The organism is Henriciella pelagia (assembly GCF_002088945.1).
GTDB lineage: Bacteria > Pseudomonadota > Alphaproteobacteria > Caulobacterales > Hyphomonadaceae > Henriciella > Henriciella pelagia.
Genome location: NZ_NCSU01000011.1, coordinates 106,317 through 123,662, shown reverse-complemented (window position 1 = coordinate 123,662; position 17,346 = coordinate 106,317). Strand labels below are relative to the sequence as shown.

Annotated in this window: 18 protein-coding genes; 13 read left to right on the top strand and 5 right to left on the bottom strand. The window is 59.0% G+C overall.

Annotation, left to right across the window (positions count from 1 at the left end):
* The first annotated feature begins 21 nt into the window (after positions 1-21).
* The 7 genes from topA (at position 22) to B8746_RS10040 (ending at position 7,206) form a co-directional block, all read left to right on the top strand.
* Entirely contained in the window at positions 22-2,583 is a 2,562-nt protein-coding gene (gene topA, locus B8746_RS10065; RefSeq protein WP_084393562.1) for a type I DNA topoisomerase, read from the top strand.
* 37 nt (positions 2,584-2,620) lie between these two features.
* Entirely contained in the window at positions 2,621-3,088 is a 468-nt protein-coding gene (locus tag B8746_RS10060; protein WP_084393561.1) for a GNAT family N-acetyltransferase, read from the top strand.
* A gap of 84 nt (positions 3,089-3,172) precedes the next feature.
* Positions 3,173-3,304: a hypothetical protein gene (locus B8746_RS17525; RefSeq protein WP_267905912.1), complete on the top strand. Its 132-nt coding sequence runs from the start codon at positions 3,173-3,175 to the stop codon at positions 3,302-3,304.
* 66 nt (positions 3,305-3,370) lie between these two features.
* On the top strand, positions 3,371-5,620 hold the full coding sequence (gene rnr, locus B8746_RS10055) for a ribonuclease R (RefSeq protein WP_084394197.1): 2,250 nt from the start codon (positions 3,371-3,373) through the stop codon (positions 5,618-5,620).
* Complete coding sequence (locus B8746_RS10050) at positions 5,617-6,345, top strand: NUDIX hydrolase (protein ID WP_084393560.1); 729 nt, start codon at positions 5,617-5,619, stop codon at positions 6,343-6,345. The genes rnr and B8746_RS10050 overlap by 4 nt, the downstream gene beginning before the upstream one ends.
* A 95-nt stretch (positions 6,346-6,440) precedes the next feature.
* Entirely contained in the window at positions 6,441-6,608 is a 168-nt protein-coding gene (gene rpmG / locus B8746_RS10045; RefSeq protein ID WP_018146988.1) for a 50S ribosomal protein L33, read from the top strand.
* A gap of 136 nt (positions 6,609-6,744) precedes the next feature.
* Positions 6,745-7,206: a universal stress protein gene (locus B8746_RS10040; protein ID WP_158084596.1), complete on the top strand. Its 462-nt coding sequence runs from the start codon at positions 6,745-6,747 to the stop codon at positions 7,204-7,206.
* A gap of 6 nt (positions 7,207-7,212) precedes the next feature.
* Here the strand turns inward: B8746_RS10040 and B8746_RS10035 are convergent, their stop codons facing one another.
* Together B8746_RS10035 and B8746_RS10030 are read right to left on the bottom strand one after the other, a co-directional pair.
* Entirely contained in the window at positions 7,213-8,583 is a 1,371-nt protein-coding gene (locus B8746_RS10035) for a PleD family two-component system response regulator (RefSeq protein WP_084393558.1), read from the bottom strand.
* Positions 8,580-8,972 carry a response regulator gene (locus B8746_RS10030; protein ID WP_084393557.1) on the bottom strand — a complete coding sequence of 131 codons (393 nt, stop codon included), beginning with the start codon at positions 8,970-8,972 and terminating at the stop codon, positions 8,580-8,582. The genes B8746_RS10035 and B8746_RS10030 overlap by 4 nt, the downstream gene beginning before the upstream one ends.
* A gap of 125 nt (positions 8,973-9,097) precedes the next feature.
* On the opposite strand from B8746_RS10030, the gene B8746_RS10025 reads away from it, so the two are divergent.
* The 6 genes from B8746_RS10025 (at position 9,098) to B8746_RS10000 (ending at position 13,841) form a co-directional block, all read left to right on the top strand.
* On the top strand, positions 9,098-10,372 hold the full coding sequence (locus B8746_RS10025; RefSeq protein ID WP_084393556.1) for a DNA polymerase IV: 1,275 nt from the start codon (positions 9,098-9,100) through the stop codon (positions 10,370-10,372).
* Between the two features lie 81 nt (positions 10,373-10,453).
* Positions 10,454-10,915 carry a RidA family protein gene (locus B8746_RS10020; protein WP_084393555.1) on the top strand — a complete coding sequence of 154 codons (462 nt, stop codon included), beginning with the start codon at positions 10,454-10,456 and terminating at the stop codon, positions 10,913-10,915.
* Between the two features lie 6 nt (positions 10,916-10,921).
* The gene (locus B8746_RS10015) at positions 10,922-11,644 is read left to right on the top strand and encodes a glycerophosphodiester phosphodiesterase family protein (RefSeq protein WP_084393554.1); all 723 of its coding nucleotides are present in this window, start codon (positions 10,922-10,924) and stop codon (positions 11,642-11,644) included.
* A 19-nt stretch (positions 11,645-11,663) separates the two neighbouring features.
* Positions 11,664-12,827, top strand: a complete 1,164-nt coding sequence (locus B8746_RS10010) for a GNAT family N-acetyltransferase (protein WP_084393553.1) — start codon at positions 11,664-11,666, stop codon at positions 12,825-12,827.
* An 11-nt stretch (positions 12,828-12,838) separates the two neighbouring features.
* Positions 12,839-13,273 (top strand): HIT family protein, encoded by a 435-nt coding sequence (locus B8746_RS10005; RefSeq protein WP_084393552.1) that lies wholly within the window; start codon positions 12,839-12,841, stop codon positions 13,271-13,273.
* A gap of 127 nt (positions 13,274-13,400) precedes the next feature.
* The gene (locus tag B8746_RS10000; protein ID WP_084393551.1) at positions 13,401-13,841 is read left to right on the top strand and encodes a hypothetical protein; all 441 of its coding nucleotides are present in this window, start codon (positions 13,401-13,403) and stop codon (positions 13,839-13,841) included.
* 6 nt (positions 13,842-13,847) lie between these two features.
* Here the strand turns inward: B8746_RS10000 and gatB are convergent, their stop codons facing one another.
* The 3 genes from gatB to gatA form a co-directional block, all read right to left on the bottom strand.
* Positions 13,848-15,359, bottom strand: coding sequence for an Asp-tRNA(Asn)/Glu-tRNA(Gln) amidotransferase subunit GatB (gene gatB, locus B8746_RS09995; protein WP_084393550.1), 1,512 nt, complete (start codon positions 15,357-15,359; stop codon positions 13,848-13,850).
* 80 nt (positions 15,360-15,439) lie between these two features.
* Positions 15,440-15,769 carry a hypothetical protein gene (locus tag B8746_RS09990; RefSeq protein ID WP_084393549.1) on the bottom strand — a complete coding sequence of 110 codons (330 nt, stop codon included), beginning with the start codon at positions 15,767-15,769 and terminating at the stop codon, positions 15,440-15,442.
* Positions 15,770-15,778: 9 nt separating this feature from the next.
* Positions 15,779-17,254 (bottom strand): Asp-tRNA(Asn)/Glu-tRNA(Gln) amidotransferase subunit GatA, encoded by a 1,476-nt coding sequence (gene gatA, locus B8746_RS09985; protein ID WP_084393548.1) that lies wholly within the window; start codon positions 17,252-17,254, stop codon positions 15,779-15,781.
* Positions 17,255-17,346 lie beyond the last annotated feature (92 nt).

Here is a 17,346-nt window from a genome sequence, read left to right as displayed (position 1 = left end):
CGCTCTCTGGAGGAGCCCCATATGAAAGTTGTTGTTGTTGAGTCGCCGGCCAAGGCAAAGACGATCAACAAGTATCTCGGAAGCGACTACAAAGTGCTCGCCTCCTACGGGCATGTCCGCGACCTACCTTCCAAGGATGGCTCTGTCGATCCGGAAAACGACTTTGAAATGGTCTGGCAGGCTGACAGCAAGTCGGCTGGGCGCATACGCGAAATTGCCGAAGCGACAAAGAACGCGGAAAAACTCATTCTTGCAACCGACCCTGATCGCGAAGGCGAAGCGATCAGCTGGCACCTCCTCGAAGCGCTGGAAAAGCGCCGCGCGCTGAAAGGTATTCCGATCGAGCGCGTGGTGTTCAACGCGATCACCAAGAATGCGGTCACGACGGCGATGGAAAAGCCGCGCGAGATCGACCAGGAGCTGGTCGATGCCTATCTCGCCCGTCGGGCACTCGACTATCTGGTCGGCTTCAACCTGTCGCCGGTTCTCTGGCGCAAGCTGCCCGGCTCCCGGTCTGCTGGCCGTGTGCAGTCGGTTGCGCTGCGCATCATCTGTCAGCGAGAGCTGGAGATCGAAACCTTCCAGCCACAGGAATACTGGACCATCGAGGCCGATCTTCGTTCCAAGGATGGTTCGGACTTCAAGGCGCGGCTCTATGCGCTGGACGGCAAGACGCTGAAGAAGTTCGACCTGCCAGACGAAAAGTCTGCAACCGACGCGCTCAATGCTGTGAAGGTTGGCGGTTTCTCGGTTGCATCGGTTGAATCCAAACCGGTCCGTCGCAACCCGCCGCCGCCCTTCATCACGTCCACCCTGCAGCAGGAAGCCTCGCGCAAGCTTGGCTTTTCGGCCAAGCGGACCATGCAGGCTGCGCAGAAGCTCTACGAAGAAGGCCGCATCACCTATATGCGGACCGACGGCATCAACATGGCAGAGGAAGCCTATGGTGCAGCCCGTCGTCAGATCGAGACTGACTATGGCGCCCGCTACCTGCCGGAGAAGGCGCGGCGCTACTCCTCCAAGGCCAAGAATGCCCAGGAGGCGCACGAGGCCGTCCGCCCGACCGATTTCAGCATTCGCCCTGAAGCCTATCGCGGCGATGGCGACCTGAAGAAGCTCTATACGCTGATCTGGCGCCGGGCCGTAGCGTCACAGATGGAAGCAGCAGAATTTGAACGCACGACGCTTGACTTCCTGTCCAAGGACAAGCGTGCCACGTTGCGCGCGACCGGTCAGGTCGTGGTCTTTGACGGCTTCATCAAGCTCTACACTGAGGGCCGCGATGACGGCGAGGATGATGAGGACGCTGAAGGACGCCTGCCGAAAATGAAGGAAGGCGAACATGCCGACCTCAAGGAGGCAAAGTCCGAGCAGCATTTCACCCAGCCGCCGCCGCGCTACACAGAGGCGTCGCTGGTCAAGCGCCTCGAAGAGCTCGGCATCGGCCGACCTTCGACCTATGCCTCAACCCTCTCGACGCTCGAAGACCGGGACTACGTGCGTCTCGAGAAAAAGCAGCTGATTCCGGAAGACAAGGGACGGCTGGTCACGGCCTTTCTGGAAAACTTCTTTGCCCGATATGTCGAGTATGACTTCACGGCCGAACTTGAAGAACAGCTCGACGTCATCTCAGACGGCAAGCTCGACTGGAAAGCCTTTCTTCGCGACTTCTGGAAACAGTTCCAGGCATCCATCGACGAAACCAAGGAGCTGCGGGTTTCTGACGTCCTGGACGCGCTGAACATTGCGCTGGGACCGTATGTCTTTCCGTCAAAGGACGAGAATGGCAACCCGAAGGAAAACCCGCGAGAGTGTCCGCTGTGCAAGGAAGGCGAGCTTTCACTAAAGCTTGGACGGCACGGGGCCTTTGTGGGCTGCTCGCGCTATCCGGACTGCAAGTTTACCCGCCCCTTCTCTGCTGATGCTGAACAGGATGGCGCAATCAATCCGGACGGCGAAGAGCTTGGCATCCATCCGGAGACTGGACAGCCCGTCCTGTTGAAGACCGGGCGGTTTGGCCCCTATGTCGAGATGGAGACCGACGACAAACCTAAGCGCACCAGCCTGCCCAAGGGATGGCAGCCTCAGGAGATGAACCTCGACAAGGGCGTGAAGCTTCTCTCGCTGCCGCGTGAAGTCGGCAAGCACCCGGAAGATGGAGAGCCCATCCTTGCCAATCTCGGACGCTACGGCCCTTATGTGCAGCACCTTCGCACGTTTGCGAACGTGAAGGATATCGAAGAGCTGTTCGATATCGGCCTGAACCGCGCCGTCACCCTGATCGCCGACAAGAATGCAAGCCGGGGCGGTGGGCGCGCCAAGGTCGAGCCGCTGAAAGAGCTTGGCAAGCACCCCGGTGATGATGCGCCGATCCATGTCTACGAAGGGCGCTACGGGCCTTATGTGAAGCATGGGAAGACCAATGCGACCCTGCCCAAGGAGGTGACACCGGATACGGTGACGCTTGAGCAGGCGATCGAACTGATCGACGCCAAGGCCAAGAAGCCGGCAAAGAAGAAAAAGGCACCGGCCAAGAAGAAGGCCCCAGCCAAGAAAAAATCGACGGCCAAGGCCAAGGAATAGGTCGACAGGCGGGCAACCGAGCAGGCATGAATAACCCGTGCCTGTTATCATCCGCCCCGCTACCCGAGATGACTTGCCGACCCTGCTCCGCTTCGAACAGGGCATCATCAGTGCTGAGCGGCCCTACGATGCCCTGCTCAAGCCTGACCCCATAAGCTATTACAACATCGGCGAAATGATCGATGCTCCGGACGCGATTGTCATGGTCGCAGAGATCGACGGCGAACTGGTTGCTTCGGGTTATGCGAAGAAGCGGCGGTCAAGGCACTATACATCGCCAGACTGGCACGCATTTCTGGGCTTCATGTTTGTCGCGCCTGACCATCGCGGCAAGGGATTGAACCGGCTGATCGTCGAAGCGCTGACTGGCTGGGCGAGAGATCAAGGACTGACGGAAATCCGGCTCACTGTCTATCCGGGGAATGATCCAGCGCTTCGCGCTTACGAAAAACAGGGATTCCAGCCCTATCTGACGGAAATGCGCCTCGGCCTGGAGGATGACTGACTGCCCTTTCCTTTTGGAGAAGCTGAACCAGTTCGTGTCCTGCACGTTACTGAACTGAATGAATTCGATCGAAAGGAGACAGACATGTCTGAGGCAAAGCTGAACACAGAAGAGGCGCGTCAGGGCGAAACCGGCTTCGGAATGCGCTGGGTGCTCATTATTTCGACAGTCGCGGCGATTTTCGGCCTCGGCATCGTGTTTGGGACGATGATCTAGCCTCGCTGGAAGGGTGTATCTGAATGAGTCCGAGCAATCGGGCTCAGAATCTCTTATATGCCGGGTATGAGTTTTCCTGATCGCGAGACTGTTCTCGACTTTATTACCAAAAATCCCTCGCTCACCACCAAGCAGGAGATTGCGCGCGGCCTGAAGGTGAAGGGCCGCGAGCGCCAGACTTTGCGTGCAATCCTGAGAGAGCTGGAATCGGAAGGCGTGCTGGAGCGGACTGGCAAGCGCGCATGGGCGAAGGCGGATACACCGCCGCCGACGGGCGTCATTGTCTTCGAAAGCATTGACGAGCATGGCGACCTGATTGCCCGCGCGGTGGGCCGCGACGGGGCCTTCGGCCCGGCGATCCATTATGCGGGCTATCAGGGTAAGTCGCGCGGCCCGGCACCGGGGGTCGGTGATCGCGGTCTGGCCAAGGTGGACGAAACCGGCGGTGAGTACCGAGCAAAACTTATCAAGCTCTTCGAAAAGGGTGATGAAGAGACGCCGATGACAGGCCGTTTCGAGCGCACCCCGAAAGGTGGACGTATTGTCCCGGCCAACCGCAAGGACAAGCGCTCTCTTCTGATTTCCGAAAGCGACCGCAATGGCGCTGAAGACGGTGATCTTGTCACGGCCCTGCCGAAGCCGGGAAAGCCCGCTGGACCGGCCTTCGGTGTGGTCACTGAGGTTCTCGGGCGTATGGATGACCCGCGAGCAGCGTCACTGCTGGCGATCCACGCGCACAACATCCCGGTCGAGTTTCCCAAGGATGTGCTGAACGAGGTCAAGACCATCAAGCCGCTGTCATGCCGGCGCGAGGATCTTACCGGTATTCCACTGATCACGATTGACCCGCATGATGCGCGCGACCACGATGATGCGGTCTATGCCGAAAAACTGGACGATGGCTGGAAGGTCATTGTCGCGATCGCCGATGTCGCCGCCTATGTCCGCCCGGGCACGGCGCTCGACCGTGAAGCGCAGAAACGCGGCAACTCCACCTATTTTCCAGACCGCGTCGTTCCGATGCTGCCCTTTGAGCTGTCCGCCGATGCCTGTTCGCTGCGCGAACTGGAGGACCGCCCCTGCATGGCGGTCGAAATGATCTTCGACGAGTCGGGCACAAAGCGGAAGCATCGCTTTATCCGCGGCACGATGCGCTCGGCTGCCAAACTTTCCTACGAAGAGGCGCAGGCGGCCATCGACGGCAAGACCGGGGGCAAGGGCGACGCGTTTCTCGAACCGGTCCTGAAGCCGCTATGGGGTGCCTACGAGGCGCTCGGACAGGCCCGCGAGCATCGCGCACCGCTCGAACTGGATCTACCGGAACGGCGCGTCGAGATTGGGGAGGACGGCAATGTCTCTGCAATCACGACCAAGGAGCGATTCGACGCGCACAGGCTGATCGAAGAGTTCATGATCCAGGCGAATGTAGCGGCTGCTGAAACGCTGGAGGCACAAGGTGCCCCCCTGCTCTACCGAGTTCACGACCAGCCGAGCGACGCCAAGCTCGCCGCGCTTGCCGATTTCCTGCAGACGCTGGATATGAAGTGGCCACTCGGTGAACGCCCCCAGACAGGTCGGTTCAATCGCCTGCTGTCGGAAACGCGCGAAACCGATCATGCCGATGTGATCTCGGAAGTCATTCTCCGCTCTCAGGCGCAAGCGGTCTACCATCCGGAAAATAACGGACATTTCGGCCTGAACCTTGCCAAATATGCGCACTTCACCTCACCCATTCGCCGATATAGCGACCTGGTGGTGCACCGCGCCCTGATCAGTTCCCTGAAGCTCGGCGAAGACGGGCTGACGAAGGAGATGGCGGCGTCGCTCCACGATCTTGCCAGCCATCTCGTTGACACTGAACGCCGGTCCATGGCGGCCGAACGAGAGGCGACAGACCGCTATCTCGCGCTCTATCTGTCGGACAAGGTTGGCGCCGAATTCGAAGGGCGGATCACCGGTGTGACACCGGCCGGTCTCTTCATCCGCATGGCGGGGACCGGAGCGGATGGATTTGCCCCCATCTCCAAGCTGTCAGACGAGTACTGGGTCCATGATGAAGGCTCCATGGCGCTGATCGCACGTGGCAGCGGCAAACGCTACGAAATGGGCCAGATTGTCCGGGTGTCGCTGGAAGAGGTGACACCCCTGCAGGGTGGCCTCCTCCTGGAGGTCCTGTCTCTGCCCCGCCCCCGCAAACCCGGACAGAAAACGCCAGGCTCTCGCGGCGGCAGGACTGGCCCACGCGGCAAGAGCCGTGGCAGCATGTCTTCCAAGCCTCGTCACAAGAGGCGCAAAAAGGGAGGCAAACGCGGATGACCGTCAAACTTGGCAGCGCGTACGACAAGGAAGATGATGGCGACATCATACAGAAGGATCGCCCGACACCTCGACCGAAAGATGCTGCGACGCTGATCCTGGTCCGGCGCGACCAGGCCCAGCCGAGGCTGCTCATGGGAAAGCGCTCTGGCAGGCACACCTTCATGCCGGACAAGTATGTGTTTCCGGGCGGACGCGTCGACACGGCGGACGGACGAGTCCCGAGCCTTTCGGAATTTCGCCGTCCCGTCGAGAAGAAGCTGCTTCACAAAACCCGGCGCAAGCCCCGCGCCTTTGGTCTGACGGCGATCCGCGAAACCTTTGAAGAAACCGGGCTGATTGTCGGCCGCGCGAGCGCGTTTCCCGGCAGGCCAGCACACGACTGGGCAAAATACGCATCGCTTGGCGCTGCGCCTTGCTTGAAAGGCCTGACTTTCATCGGCCGTGCCATTACGCCGCCTTACCGCCCGAAACGGTTTGACGCGAGATTCTTCATGGCCGAAGCCGAGGACGTCCTCATCGATGAGCGCCCGCCCGTTGACGGCGCGGAGCTGCACGACCTGCAATGGGTGACGCTGGATGATGCCATGGCACTCGACCTGCCTAATGTGACCCGGTTCATGATCGGCGAAATTGGCGAGCGGCTGAATCAGGGCGATGTCGACGCTGTGCGGCCTCCTTTCCTTCGCTGGACACCCAGCGGACACTCGCGTGAGCGCATATAGAAACAGCCGGGTGTGTTGTGGCGCTTGACTTTAAGGGTCCTGGCCTCCATTAAGCGCCCTTCGAATTCCAAGAACACCCGCAAAGAGCAACCGTCATGGCCAAGCCGACCACAATCAAGATTCGCCTGAACTCGACCGCCGGGACTGGCTTTTTCTATGTCACGAAGAAGAACCCGCGCAACATCACAGAGAAGCTGGTGATGCGCAAATACGACCCGGTCGCGAAGAAGCATGTCGAATTCAAGGAAGGCAAGATCAAGTAAGATCCGCCTTTGATAGAGACTTCAAGAAGCCGGACGTTTCGCGTCCGGCTTTTTCTATGCCACGAACTACGCAAATCTACGGATGGAGCAAAACCCCGTCCGGCATGTTATTCTCTGTATATCCAAGGAGGATGTCATGGCTCTTGAATTCAACAAGGTTGTCGCTGTTATCGATGTGGATGACGATCTCGCCGGTCTGGTTCTCGATATTGCCTCGAAGATGACGTCAGCGTCCGGTGAACTGCACGCGATTGATTCCAATCCGTACATTACCACCTTTGAGTCCCCCTATGCGGCGGGGGCTATCGAAGCGGATGCCCAGGCACATGCGATGGACGAAGAGCGTCGGCTGGAAGCGATGAACGAACTTGCGGATACCCGGGCCATCAAGGCCACCGTCGCCATTCTTGACGGCAATCCATCGCAGGATGCGGCAAGCTACGCCAAAAAGATTGGTGCGGACCTCATCGTAATCGGATCTCACCAGAAGAAATGGTGGCAGAGATTGCTGGAAGGGTCTGAAAGCGCAGACATGATCCGGGAAGCGCCGTGCGCAGTTTTTGTCGTAACCACCGCTTACAAGAAGAAACTGGGTTAGACGGCTCTAGGCCGCGACGCTCTTTACCTGATTGCGTCCCGCCGACTTGGCAACATAAAGCGCCTTGTCGGCCCGCTTCAGCATGTCGGCAGCGGTATCGTCATCGCCAGTATAGGTGGCAACACCCGCACTCACCGTGATGTCGATTTCCTTGCCGGAAGCCGAATCGATCTCGAACGGCTCGGCAGCGATTGCCCGCCGGATGCGCTCGGCTGCTGTGCAGGCCAGGTCGCCCGACGTTTCCGGCATGATGACCAGGAACTCCTCGCCGCCCGGTCGGCAGACAATGTCCTTCGGACGCACATTGACCATGATACGATTTGCAAATTCCTGCAGCACACGGTCGCCGGCTTCGTGACCATACATGTCGTTCACTGCCTTGAAGTGATCGATATCTGCGGAGACCACCGACATGGGAGATCCCCCCTGCGCGGAGCGGCGCAACCAGAGCGCCATCTGGTTGTTCATGTACCGACGATTGTACAATCCCGTAAGCTGATCGACGACTGACAGTTCCAGTCCCTTGTCGACACGCTGGCGCAAAATCTCGACATAGCGGGCGCGGCGGGTCTGCGTTGCCACACGGGCGATCAGCTCTTCGGGAATGACCGGCGTGCTGATGACATCAGTCGCGCCAAGGTCGAGGGCTTTCGCCACAATTTCCCGGTCGCGATCATGTGCCATTACGATGATGGAGACGCTGCGCGTCGATCCTGTTGTGCGAAAATGCGCGCACAAGCGCAGCGGATCATAGGCCTGGTCGCTGAGTGCAAGCAGGACGATATCAAGCGGGTCCGTCATCAGCGCGCTTCGACCTTCAGCCTCCTCCAGGGTGAGGACCGAATGTCCGGCCGCTTCAAGAGGGTAGCGGATCTCCCGGATCGTCCGCGGGTTGGTGTCCACAACAAGGATGTTCGCGCCGCGCTCGAGCGCTTCATTTTCGTCTTCGCTGAGCGCACCGGACTTCACCCCGCTAGCTTCACGCTTGCGAAGCTCCAGCGCGACCGCATTGTAGCGGTTCAGGGCGCCGATGCGCGCCATCAGGGCGAAATCATCGACGGGCTTGGTCAGAAAATCGTCTGCGCCGGCTTCAAGCCCGCGAATGCGGTCACTCGCTTCACTGAGCGCAGTGAGCATTACAATCGGAATGTGGCTGGTCGCGGGATTGCCCTTGAGGCGACGGCAGACTTCATAGCCATCCATCCCAGGCATCATGACATCGAGCAGGATGATTTCAGGCTGCTCGGTTTCGGCGACTTGAAGGGCCTGCACGCCGTTTTCTGCCAGCAGCACGGTGTAATACTTGGCCTCAAGCTTTGCCTGCATCAGCCGGCGGTTCGCCAGGATGTCGTCTACGACCAGGATCCGTGCGCTCATGCTGCCTGCCTGCCGCCCGTCAGTTCTTCCACGGTTGAGAGAAAAGACCGCATCTGGATCGGTTTGGAGAGATAGCCTTCACAGCCTGCTTCGCGCACACGCTGTTCGTCCGAGCGCATGGCGAATGCCGTAACGGCCAGGACAGGAATGTCGCGGGTCGATTCGTCGTCCTTGATCCAACGCGTAATGTCCAGACCCGACACTTCCGGCAACTGGATGTCCATGATGATGAGGTCGGGGTGATTCTCACGTGCGAGTTCGACAGCCTTTGCGCCGTCCTTGCACTGAAGCGTATCGAATCCGTAGGCATCCAGAAGGTCGCAGAACAATCGCATGTTCAGCTCATTGTCTTCAACGACAAGCACGGTTTTCTTTGCGCCAGCGGCCATCAAAGCAAATCCAATTGATCAATCGTCTGATTCGAACCCGGTAAAGGTAGACTGCCAAGTCTTAATCTTTGTTTGCCCCATGCAATACAACTTGCTCCAAACACGAGAACATGAGATGAACAAACATGTATTTCCTCTGCCGGGATTGCTCGCATCTTGACGAGGGACATGCGCTTGCATGCCCTCGATGCAGCAGTAGCCGGCTTATTTTCCACCCCCAGCTGCCCACCCTCTCGGTTGCCCATATCGACTGCGATGCCTTTTTTGCAGCTATTGAGAAGCGCGACAATCCCGATCTGCGAGACAAGCCTGTCATTGTGGGCGGCGGCAAGCGCGGCGTCGTTGCGACATGCTGCTATATCGCACGGCTTGATGGTGTCCGTTCGGCCATGCCCATGTTCAAGGCCCTCAAGGCCTGTCCGAATGCTGTCGTCATCAAGCCGAACGGCCAGAAATACTCGGAAGCGTCGAGGCAGATACGAGCGAAGCTGGAAGACATGACCCCGCTGGTGCAAATGGTTTCGATCGACGAGGGCTATATTGACCTTTCGGGCACCATGCGCCTGCACGGGCGCGCTCCCGCTTCGCAGCTTGCCGCCTTGGCGCGCGAGATCGAGCGCGATGTCGGCATCACGATTTCTATCGGCCTGTCCGGAAACCGCTTCCTAGCCAAGATGGCAAGCGAAATGGACAAGCCGCGCGGCTTTGCGGTGATCGATCCTGCTGAAGCCGCCAGTGTTCTCGGCCCGATGCCCGTCAGCGCCATCCACGGTGTAGGGCCGGCCTTTGCGTCCAAGCTCGCCCGCGACGGATTCCGGCTGATATCCGATGTTCAGTCTGTCGATCAGAAATCCATGATCGGGCGATATGGCGAGAGTGGGCAGCACCTCTGGCAGCGTGCGCACGGCATCGACCATCGCCCCGTTTCGGCGGACAGGGAACGCAAGTCGGTTTCTGCAGAACGCACATTCAATGAGGATATTTCCTCGCGCGATGTCCTGACCGACCGGCTCTGGTCGGTCTGTGAGGAAACCGCGAACCGCGCCAAGAAGCACGGTGTGGCTGGTTATGTCGTGACACTCAAACTGAAGACCAACACCTTCCGGTCCCTGACTCGGAGCGTGACACTGTTGGAAGCGACACAGCTCGCCGGGACCCTGTTCCGGATAACCCGCCCCCTTCTCGACAAGGAAACTCTGGGCGGTACGTCCTACAGGCTCATCGGCGTCGGCATTTCCGACCTTCATCCTGCCGGGGCCGACCAGATCGACCTGATCGATCCGGGAATTGCCAAGCGGGCCGCAGCCGAGCGCGCGGTCGACAAGGCCCGCGACAAATTCGGCGAGGCAGCCGTGCGGACAGGCCGCGCCATGCGGTTCGAACAGCAACGACGTAAATGAGTTTGCTGTCAGTGGCTTGCCGCCGGGTTTGACCTACGTCTATGAACTGCACTCGACAGTCACATTAGGAGCGTCCCGGCCATGAGCACACCAGAAGAGCGCCTTTCCGAGCTCGGAATCACCTTGCCGCCGGCCATGAAAGCAGTCGCCAATTACGTGCCTTTCGTAATTAGCGGAAACCAGTTGTTTGTTTCCGGTCAGGTCTCTGCCACGCCAGATGGCCGAATCACCGGCCGGCTCGGCGAAACGATGGACCTGCCAGCCGGTCAGCAGGCCGCACGGTATTGTGGCATCAACCTGATCGCTCAATGCAAGGCAGCCGTCGGTGAACTATCGAAAATCAAGCGAGTGGTGAAGCTGGGCGGCTTTGTGAACTGCCACCCGCTTTTCACGGATATACCGCAGGTCATAAATGGCTGCTCGGACCTGATGGTCGAAGTGTTTGGCGAGAATGGCCGCCATGCCCGTTCGGCGGTCGCGTGTCCAACGCTGCCGCTCGGCGTTGCTGTTGAGATTGACGGCGTCTTCGAAATCGATTCCTGATGAGGCATGGCCTCAAGGTTCAACATTCTCGACTATTCATATGCGCATCGCGGCCTCTGGTCTAACGATACGCATCCCGAAAACAGCCTTGAAGCCATTTTGGCGGCAGCCGATCAGGGATATGGCTGTGAGCTTGATGTTCGACCCGCGGCCTGCGGGACGCCGATCGTCTTCCATGATCCGCTCCTCGACCGGATGACCAGCCAATCGGGACTTGTGTCTGCGAGGTCGGCTGGCGAGATCACGGCGCTGCGCCTGAAGGGCGGCGGCACGCTGCCGAAACTGCAGCAAGTGCTCGATCGGTGGCCGAGCCATGCCCCCATCCTGATAGAGCTGAAGATCGACGGTGAGACAGACGCGGAGGGGTTTGCAACAATCGTTGCGGATATGGTGGCGAGTTATAAGGGCCCTGCCGCGCTGATGAGCTTTTCGAGACGTGCCGTATCGGCCGTACCATCCTCGATCATGAAAGGCGCGCTCATTCTGCCATCCACCATGTCCGATGACATCACGCTGCCTGCGCTGATCAGCTCGTCGGCAGGCTTCAAGCCTGATTACATCGCGTGCCATGTGACAGACGCAAAGGATGCCGCCATCCTTGCGACAGATTACGGCCTGCCCGTTGCGACCTGGACTGTGACGAGCGCAGCCATGTCGTCGGAGCTCGGCAAACTGCCGGTGGCGCAAATCTTCGAAGGTTTCGACATGGCCTTTGCCCTGCAGGGCTAGCGATACTACCTTGGTTCACATGGACGAGACTCGCTTCCAGATCCGCTTGATCAACAATCTCAGTGAGGTGAACGCGCAAGACTGGAATGCCATCGCGAATCCGCAGGGCATGAGTTACGATCCGTTTGTGAGCTGGGAATTCCTTGAAGCGCTTGAAGCGAGCGAAGCTGCCTCGCGAGCGACAGGATGGGCGCCGCATCACCTGCTCATCGAGTCAGCGGGAAGCGGACTGGTGGGCGCCATGCCGTTGTATCTCAAGAGCCATTCGCAGGGCGAATTCGTCTTTGATCATAGCTGGGCTGACGCCTATGAACGGGCTGGCGGGAGATATTATCCAAAGCTGCTCTCGGCGGTTCCGTTCACGCCAGTTTCAGGCAGGCGGAGGCTTGCCCGCCCCGGACCAGACCAGGCGATGATCGAAAGAACGCTGATCTCCGCCGCGGCGCAGATTGCCGACCAGAATGATATCTCCTCGCTGCACGTGAATTTCGTGACCCGTGAAGAGGCGGCCAATCTCGACCGCGCTGGTCTGCTCATCCGGACGGACCAGCAATTTCACTGGCACAATCATGGCTATGAGAGCTTTGACGATTTTCTGGCTGAGCTTTCATCGGCGAAACGCAAAAACCTTCGCAAGGAGCGCGCGAAAGCACAGGACGGGCTCGAATTCGTGCATGTGACGGGCGATGAGATCACAGAGGCGCATTGGGATGCCTTCTATGAGTTCTACATGGACACAGGCGCGCGCAAATGGGGATCGCCTTATCTTAATCGCGATACGTTTTCGCTGCTTGGGGAGCGTCTCGCAGAGCAAATCCTGCTCATCTTCGCCACAGAAGACGGCGTGCCGATTGCCGGCGCGCTGAACATGATTGGCGGCGACCGCCTGCTCGGTCGATATTGGGGCACCACGTCACCGCGCCCGATGCTTCACTTTGAGACCTGCTATTATCAGGCAATTGATTTTGCGATTGAACACGGGTTGCAAACCGTCGAGGCGGGCGCTCAGGGCGGCCACAAGCTGGCACGCGGCTACGTGCCCGAAACCACCTATTCTGCGCACTGGATTGCGCATGAAGGGCTTTCGCAGGCTATCGAGGACTATCTCGACCGCGAGCGCGCCATGGTGGATCGCGAATCCGACTTTCTGCGCGGGCGAACGCCGTTTAGAAAAAACGAATAAAGGACCTCATCATGACCCTCCATGCCGCTTACGACCCAGACAATATCTTCGCAAAAATGCTGCGCGGTGAGGTGCCAGCCGTGAAGGTTTTCGAAGATGATGTTGCCCTCGCCTTCATGGACATTTTTCCCCAGGTCGAGGGCCACACACTCGTCATTCCGAAAGATGTGGAAGCGCGAAACCTGCTGGACATGCCTGCCGACAAGCTCGGCCCGTACATGCAGCGCGTCCAGACCGTAGCCCAGGCCGTGGAGAAAGCGCTGCAGCCGGATGGCGTGCGCGTCATGCAGTTCAATGGTGCCCCTGCGGGCCAGACCGTTTACCACCTCCACTTCCACATCCTGCCTATGGTTGACGGATCTGAAACGCGCCGCCACGCAAGCGGCGCGCCTGCAGACATGGATGAACTTAAGGCTCTGGCTACAAAGATCTCGGCGCACCTATAGCAGCGCCCCAACCGACTTTTAGCAGTAACTTAAACGACTTTTGGCAGTTTGAGGCACGATCATGTGACACAATCTCTTGTTGGGCCCGGGTATAAGATGGGCCCACAGGCAAAAAGTTGTTCTTCCCATGACCCAAGATGCACAGGCTATCTGCCGGCAGCTTCTGGACTGCGAATCGCGCAGCACTCAGGAGCTTCTACGGACAGCCCCCGACGGCCCGATTACATCTTTCACTCGCAACTGGCTGGTGCTGCTGGAAGACTTCCTGCACCTGCAAGAAAAGACCGGTCGACTCAGGGAGAGGCTGGATGACAAGGTGCTCTCATCCATGGTCGAAGCGCGCGCCAATGGGCTCGCGGCCAGCCTGAAACATCGCATCTACGATCTGGCGACCATCCAGAGCCAGGAGATGCTGGACGTCTGTTGCAAATGTCTCGTGCTGGACGCGCTTATCGAGCGGATTCCAGCAGGTGAAGCGATGTCAGACCTGCTGCGCGCCAGCATTCAGCGCGACATCCGCGACCTCGATCTCGTGCCTTCTGCGAGGACAACCCGCTGTGGGCAATAAGGCAGGTTACAGGCCGAGCTTCTGCCGCAGGATCTGGTTGACGGCCTGCGGATTGGCCTTGCCCCCGCTTTCCTTCATGACCTGACCGACGAACCAGCCCATCGCTTTAGGTTTTTCCTTTACGGATGCGGCCTGCTCTGGATTTTCGGCGATGATCTTGTCGACGATTGCCTCGATGGCACCGGTATCGGTGACCTGCTTCAGGCCATGCTTCTCGACAATCGCGCCCGGAGCACCTTCCCCGTCAATCATCCGGGCAAAGACATCTTTCGCAATCTTTCCGGAAATCGTGCCATCGGAAATCAGGTCGATGAGTTCGCCGAGTTCGACCGCCGAAACCGGGCTGTCTGCAAGTTCCAGGTCTTCGCGGTTGAGGTAGCCGAACAGTTCCTGGCTAACCCAGTTCGCAGCGAGCTTTGCATCGCGGCCATGCGCCACCGCTTCGAAGAATTCGGCGCGCTCTGCGTCGGCTGTCAGGACACCGGCATCATAGCGTGAGAGACCGTAATCCTTCTCGAAACGGGCGCGTTTCTCGTCTGGCAGTTCCGGCAGGCTGTCGCGAATATTTTCGATGAAGAGATCGGTGATTTCGAGAGGCAGCAGATCCGGGTCCGGGAAATAACGATAGTCGTGCGCATCTTCCTTGGACCGCATGGACCGCGTCTCGCCCTTGTTCGGATCGAAGAGGCGAGTCTCCTGATCAACCGTGCCGCCACTTTCAATGATCTCGATCTGGCGACGGGCTTCATATTCAATGGCCTGCTGGATGAACCGGAAGGAGTTCATGTTCTTGATCTCGCATCGCGTTCCAAGATGGCTGAAATCGCCGGTCTCGCGAAACTTTTCATAGGCGCCCCGACGACAGACCGAGACGTTTACGTCGGCGCGCAGATTCCCTTTCTCCATGTCGCCGTCGCACGTGCCGAGCGCAACCACGATGGATTTGAGCTTCTTCACATAGGCTGCCGCTTCGAGCGGCGTTCGCACATCCGGTTTCGAGACAATTTCCATCAGCGCGACGCCCGAGCGGTTGAGGTCCACATAAGTTGCGTCCGGCGCCATGTCGTGGATCGACTTGCCGGCGTCCTGTTCAAGATGCAGACGTTCTATGCGGACCGGGAAGCTGTATGCCGGGTCGCCATGAGCGGGCTCGACGTCAACTTCGATCTCGCCTTCTCCGACAATCGGGAATTCGAACTGGCTGATCTGATAGCCTTGCGGCAGGTCGGGATAGAAATAGTTCTTGCGATCGAAGCGTGACCATTTGTTGATCTTCGCCTTCAAGCCAAGGCCCGTGCGGACAGCCTGTTCGACACATTTCCTATTGATGACAGGCAGCATGCCAGGCATGGCCGCATCGACCAGCGACACATTGCAGTTCGGGTCTGCACCAAAAGCGGTTGATGCGCCGGAAAATAGCTTTGCTTCCGACGATACCTGTGCGTGGACTTCAAGGCCCATCACGAGTTCCCAGTCGCCGGTTTCACCAGTCAGCGTATATGTCGGACGTTCGGTCATTTTTCATTTCCGCATTGAAATCTGTTGGCGGGTTTTAAGCATAGGGCCAAGCAGCTTGCCATAGGCCCTGCGGCTCAGTTTCAGCTATTTCCGGAAGCCTGCTCCTGCTTCTGGCGGGCCGCATCGACGCGTGCTTTGCGGGCGGCCATCCGGTCATCGATATTCTTGCTTAGCCGACTTGGCGTATCGACGCGGTCCTGTCGCTGGCTGCGCCGGTATTGCAGGCGCTCTACGAAGAGCGCCCCGCGAAGGGAGAGGTAAAGAGCTGTGACGACAGCCGCCAGCCAGTACATGCGCGTGCGCGGATGGAAGGGGTCCACACCCTGCTGCCATGCCATAAGGACGATCATGAACAACATGATCGCAAAAGCACTGGTAGCATAGATGAAGGTTCGCGTCTTTCGGCTCATTGGCGGAGCTTACCACCACTTGTCCGGTTTAGCGACAAAGCCAGCCGCCTGTTCCAGCGCGCCGCCAACGCGGAAGCAGGCCTCTTCGTCGAGCGCCTTGCCGATCACCTGAAGGCCGAGCGGAAGCCCCTGACCGTCCAGCGCCGCTGGAACGGAGATGCCCGGCAGGCCGGCCAGGTTTGCCGTCACGGTGAAGATGTCGTTGAGGTACATCTGCACAGGGTCGCCCGCCTTCTCACCATAGGCAAAGGCCGCCGAGGGGCATGTCGGCGTAAGAAGCGCGTCGCAGCTTTCGAATGCATTCTGAAAATCGTTCAAAATCTTGGTGCGGACTTTCTGTGCCCGGAGATAATAGGCGTCGTAATAGCCAGATGAGAGCACATAGGTTCCAATCATCAGGCGGCGCTGGACTTCCTGTCCGAAGCCGGCGCTGCGTGTGCCCTCATAGGTGTTCACGAGATTATCGCCCGAGACCCGTGCGCCATACCGCATGCCGTCATAGCGCGCCAGGTTCGATGACGCTTCGGCCGGGGCGACGATGTAGTAGGCCGGCAACGCGTACTTCGTATGCGGCAGCGACACATCGACGATCTCGGCACCCTGCGCTTTCAGCCATTCCACACCCTGGCTCCACAGGGCCTCGATCTCGTCCGGCATGCCGTCGACCCGGTACTCCTTCGGAATCCCGATCCTCATGCCTTCAACACCCCGATGCACCGCGTCCCGCCAGTTTGGCACCGGCTCAGGCAATGACGTCGAATCTTTTGCGTCATGACCGCACATGGCTTCCAGCAGGATGGCGCTGTCTTCGACCGTCTTGGCAATCGGTCCGGCCTGGTCGAGCGAAGAGGCAAAGGCCACCATGCCGTAGCGGCTCGCACGCCCATAGGTCGGCTTGATGCCGACCGTACCGGTAAACGCTGCTGGCTGGCGAATGGAGCCGCCAGTGTCAGAGGCCGTCGCACCGAGACAGAGATCAGAAGCCACCGCAGCCGCAGAACCGCCCGACGATCCACCGGGGGTCAGCGTCTGGTTGGAGCCGGACCTGCGCCATGGGTTTGCTGGCGGCCCGAAGCGCGATGTCTCGTTCGACGAGCCCATGGCGAACTCGTCCATATTTAGCTTGCCCAGCATGACGGCACCGCGATCCCACAACTGTTGCGTGACGGTGGATTCGTAGGTGGGCGTAAACTCGCCCAGAATGTTGGAACAGGCCGTCGTGCGCACACCCTTGGTGCAATAAAGGTCTTTCACACCCAGCGGCGCGCCTTCCAGCGCTCCGGCAGCTCCGGAAGCGATGCGCTTGTCCGAAGCAGCGGCCATTTCAAGCGCCTTTTCGGGCGTTTTGACGACATAGGCGTTCAGCGTGTCGTTAGACGCTTCGATGGCGTCTATGAAAGCCTGCGTCAGCTCTACGGATGAAAAAGACCTGGATCTGAGGCCATCGAGTGCGCCCGCAAGCGAAAGTTTTGTAAGGTCGGTCATGGAAGTCTGGTATGTCCGGAAGCGAATTTCGGCTCTGGTATGCTGGCCTTGGCCGAAAGTTCAAGCCCCGAAGGATGATCCTGCTGAATTGC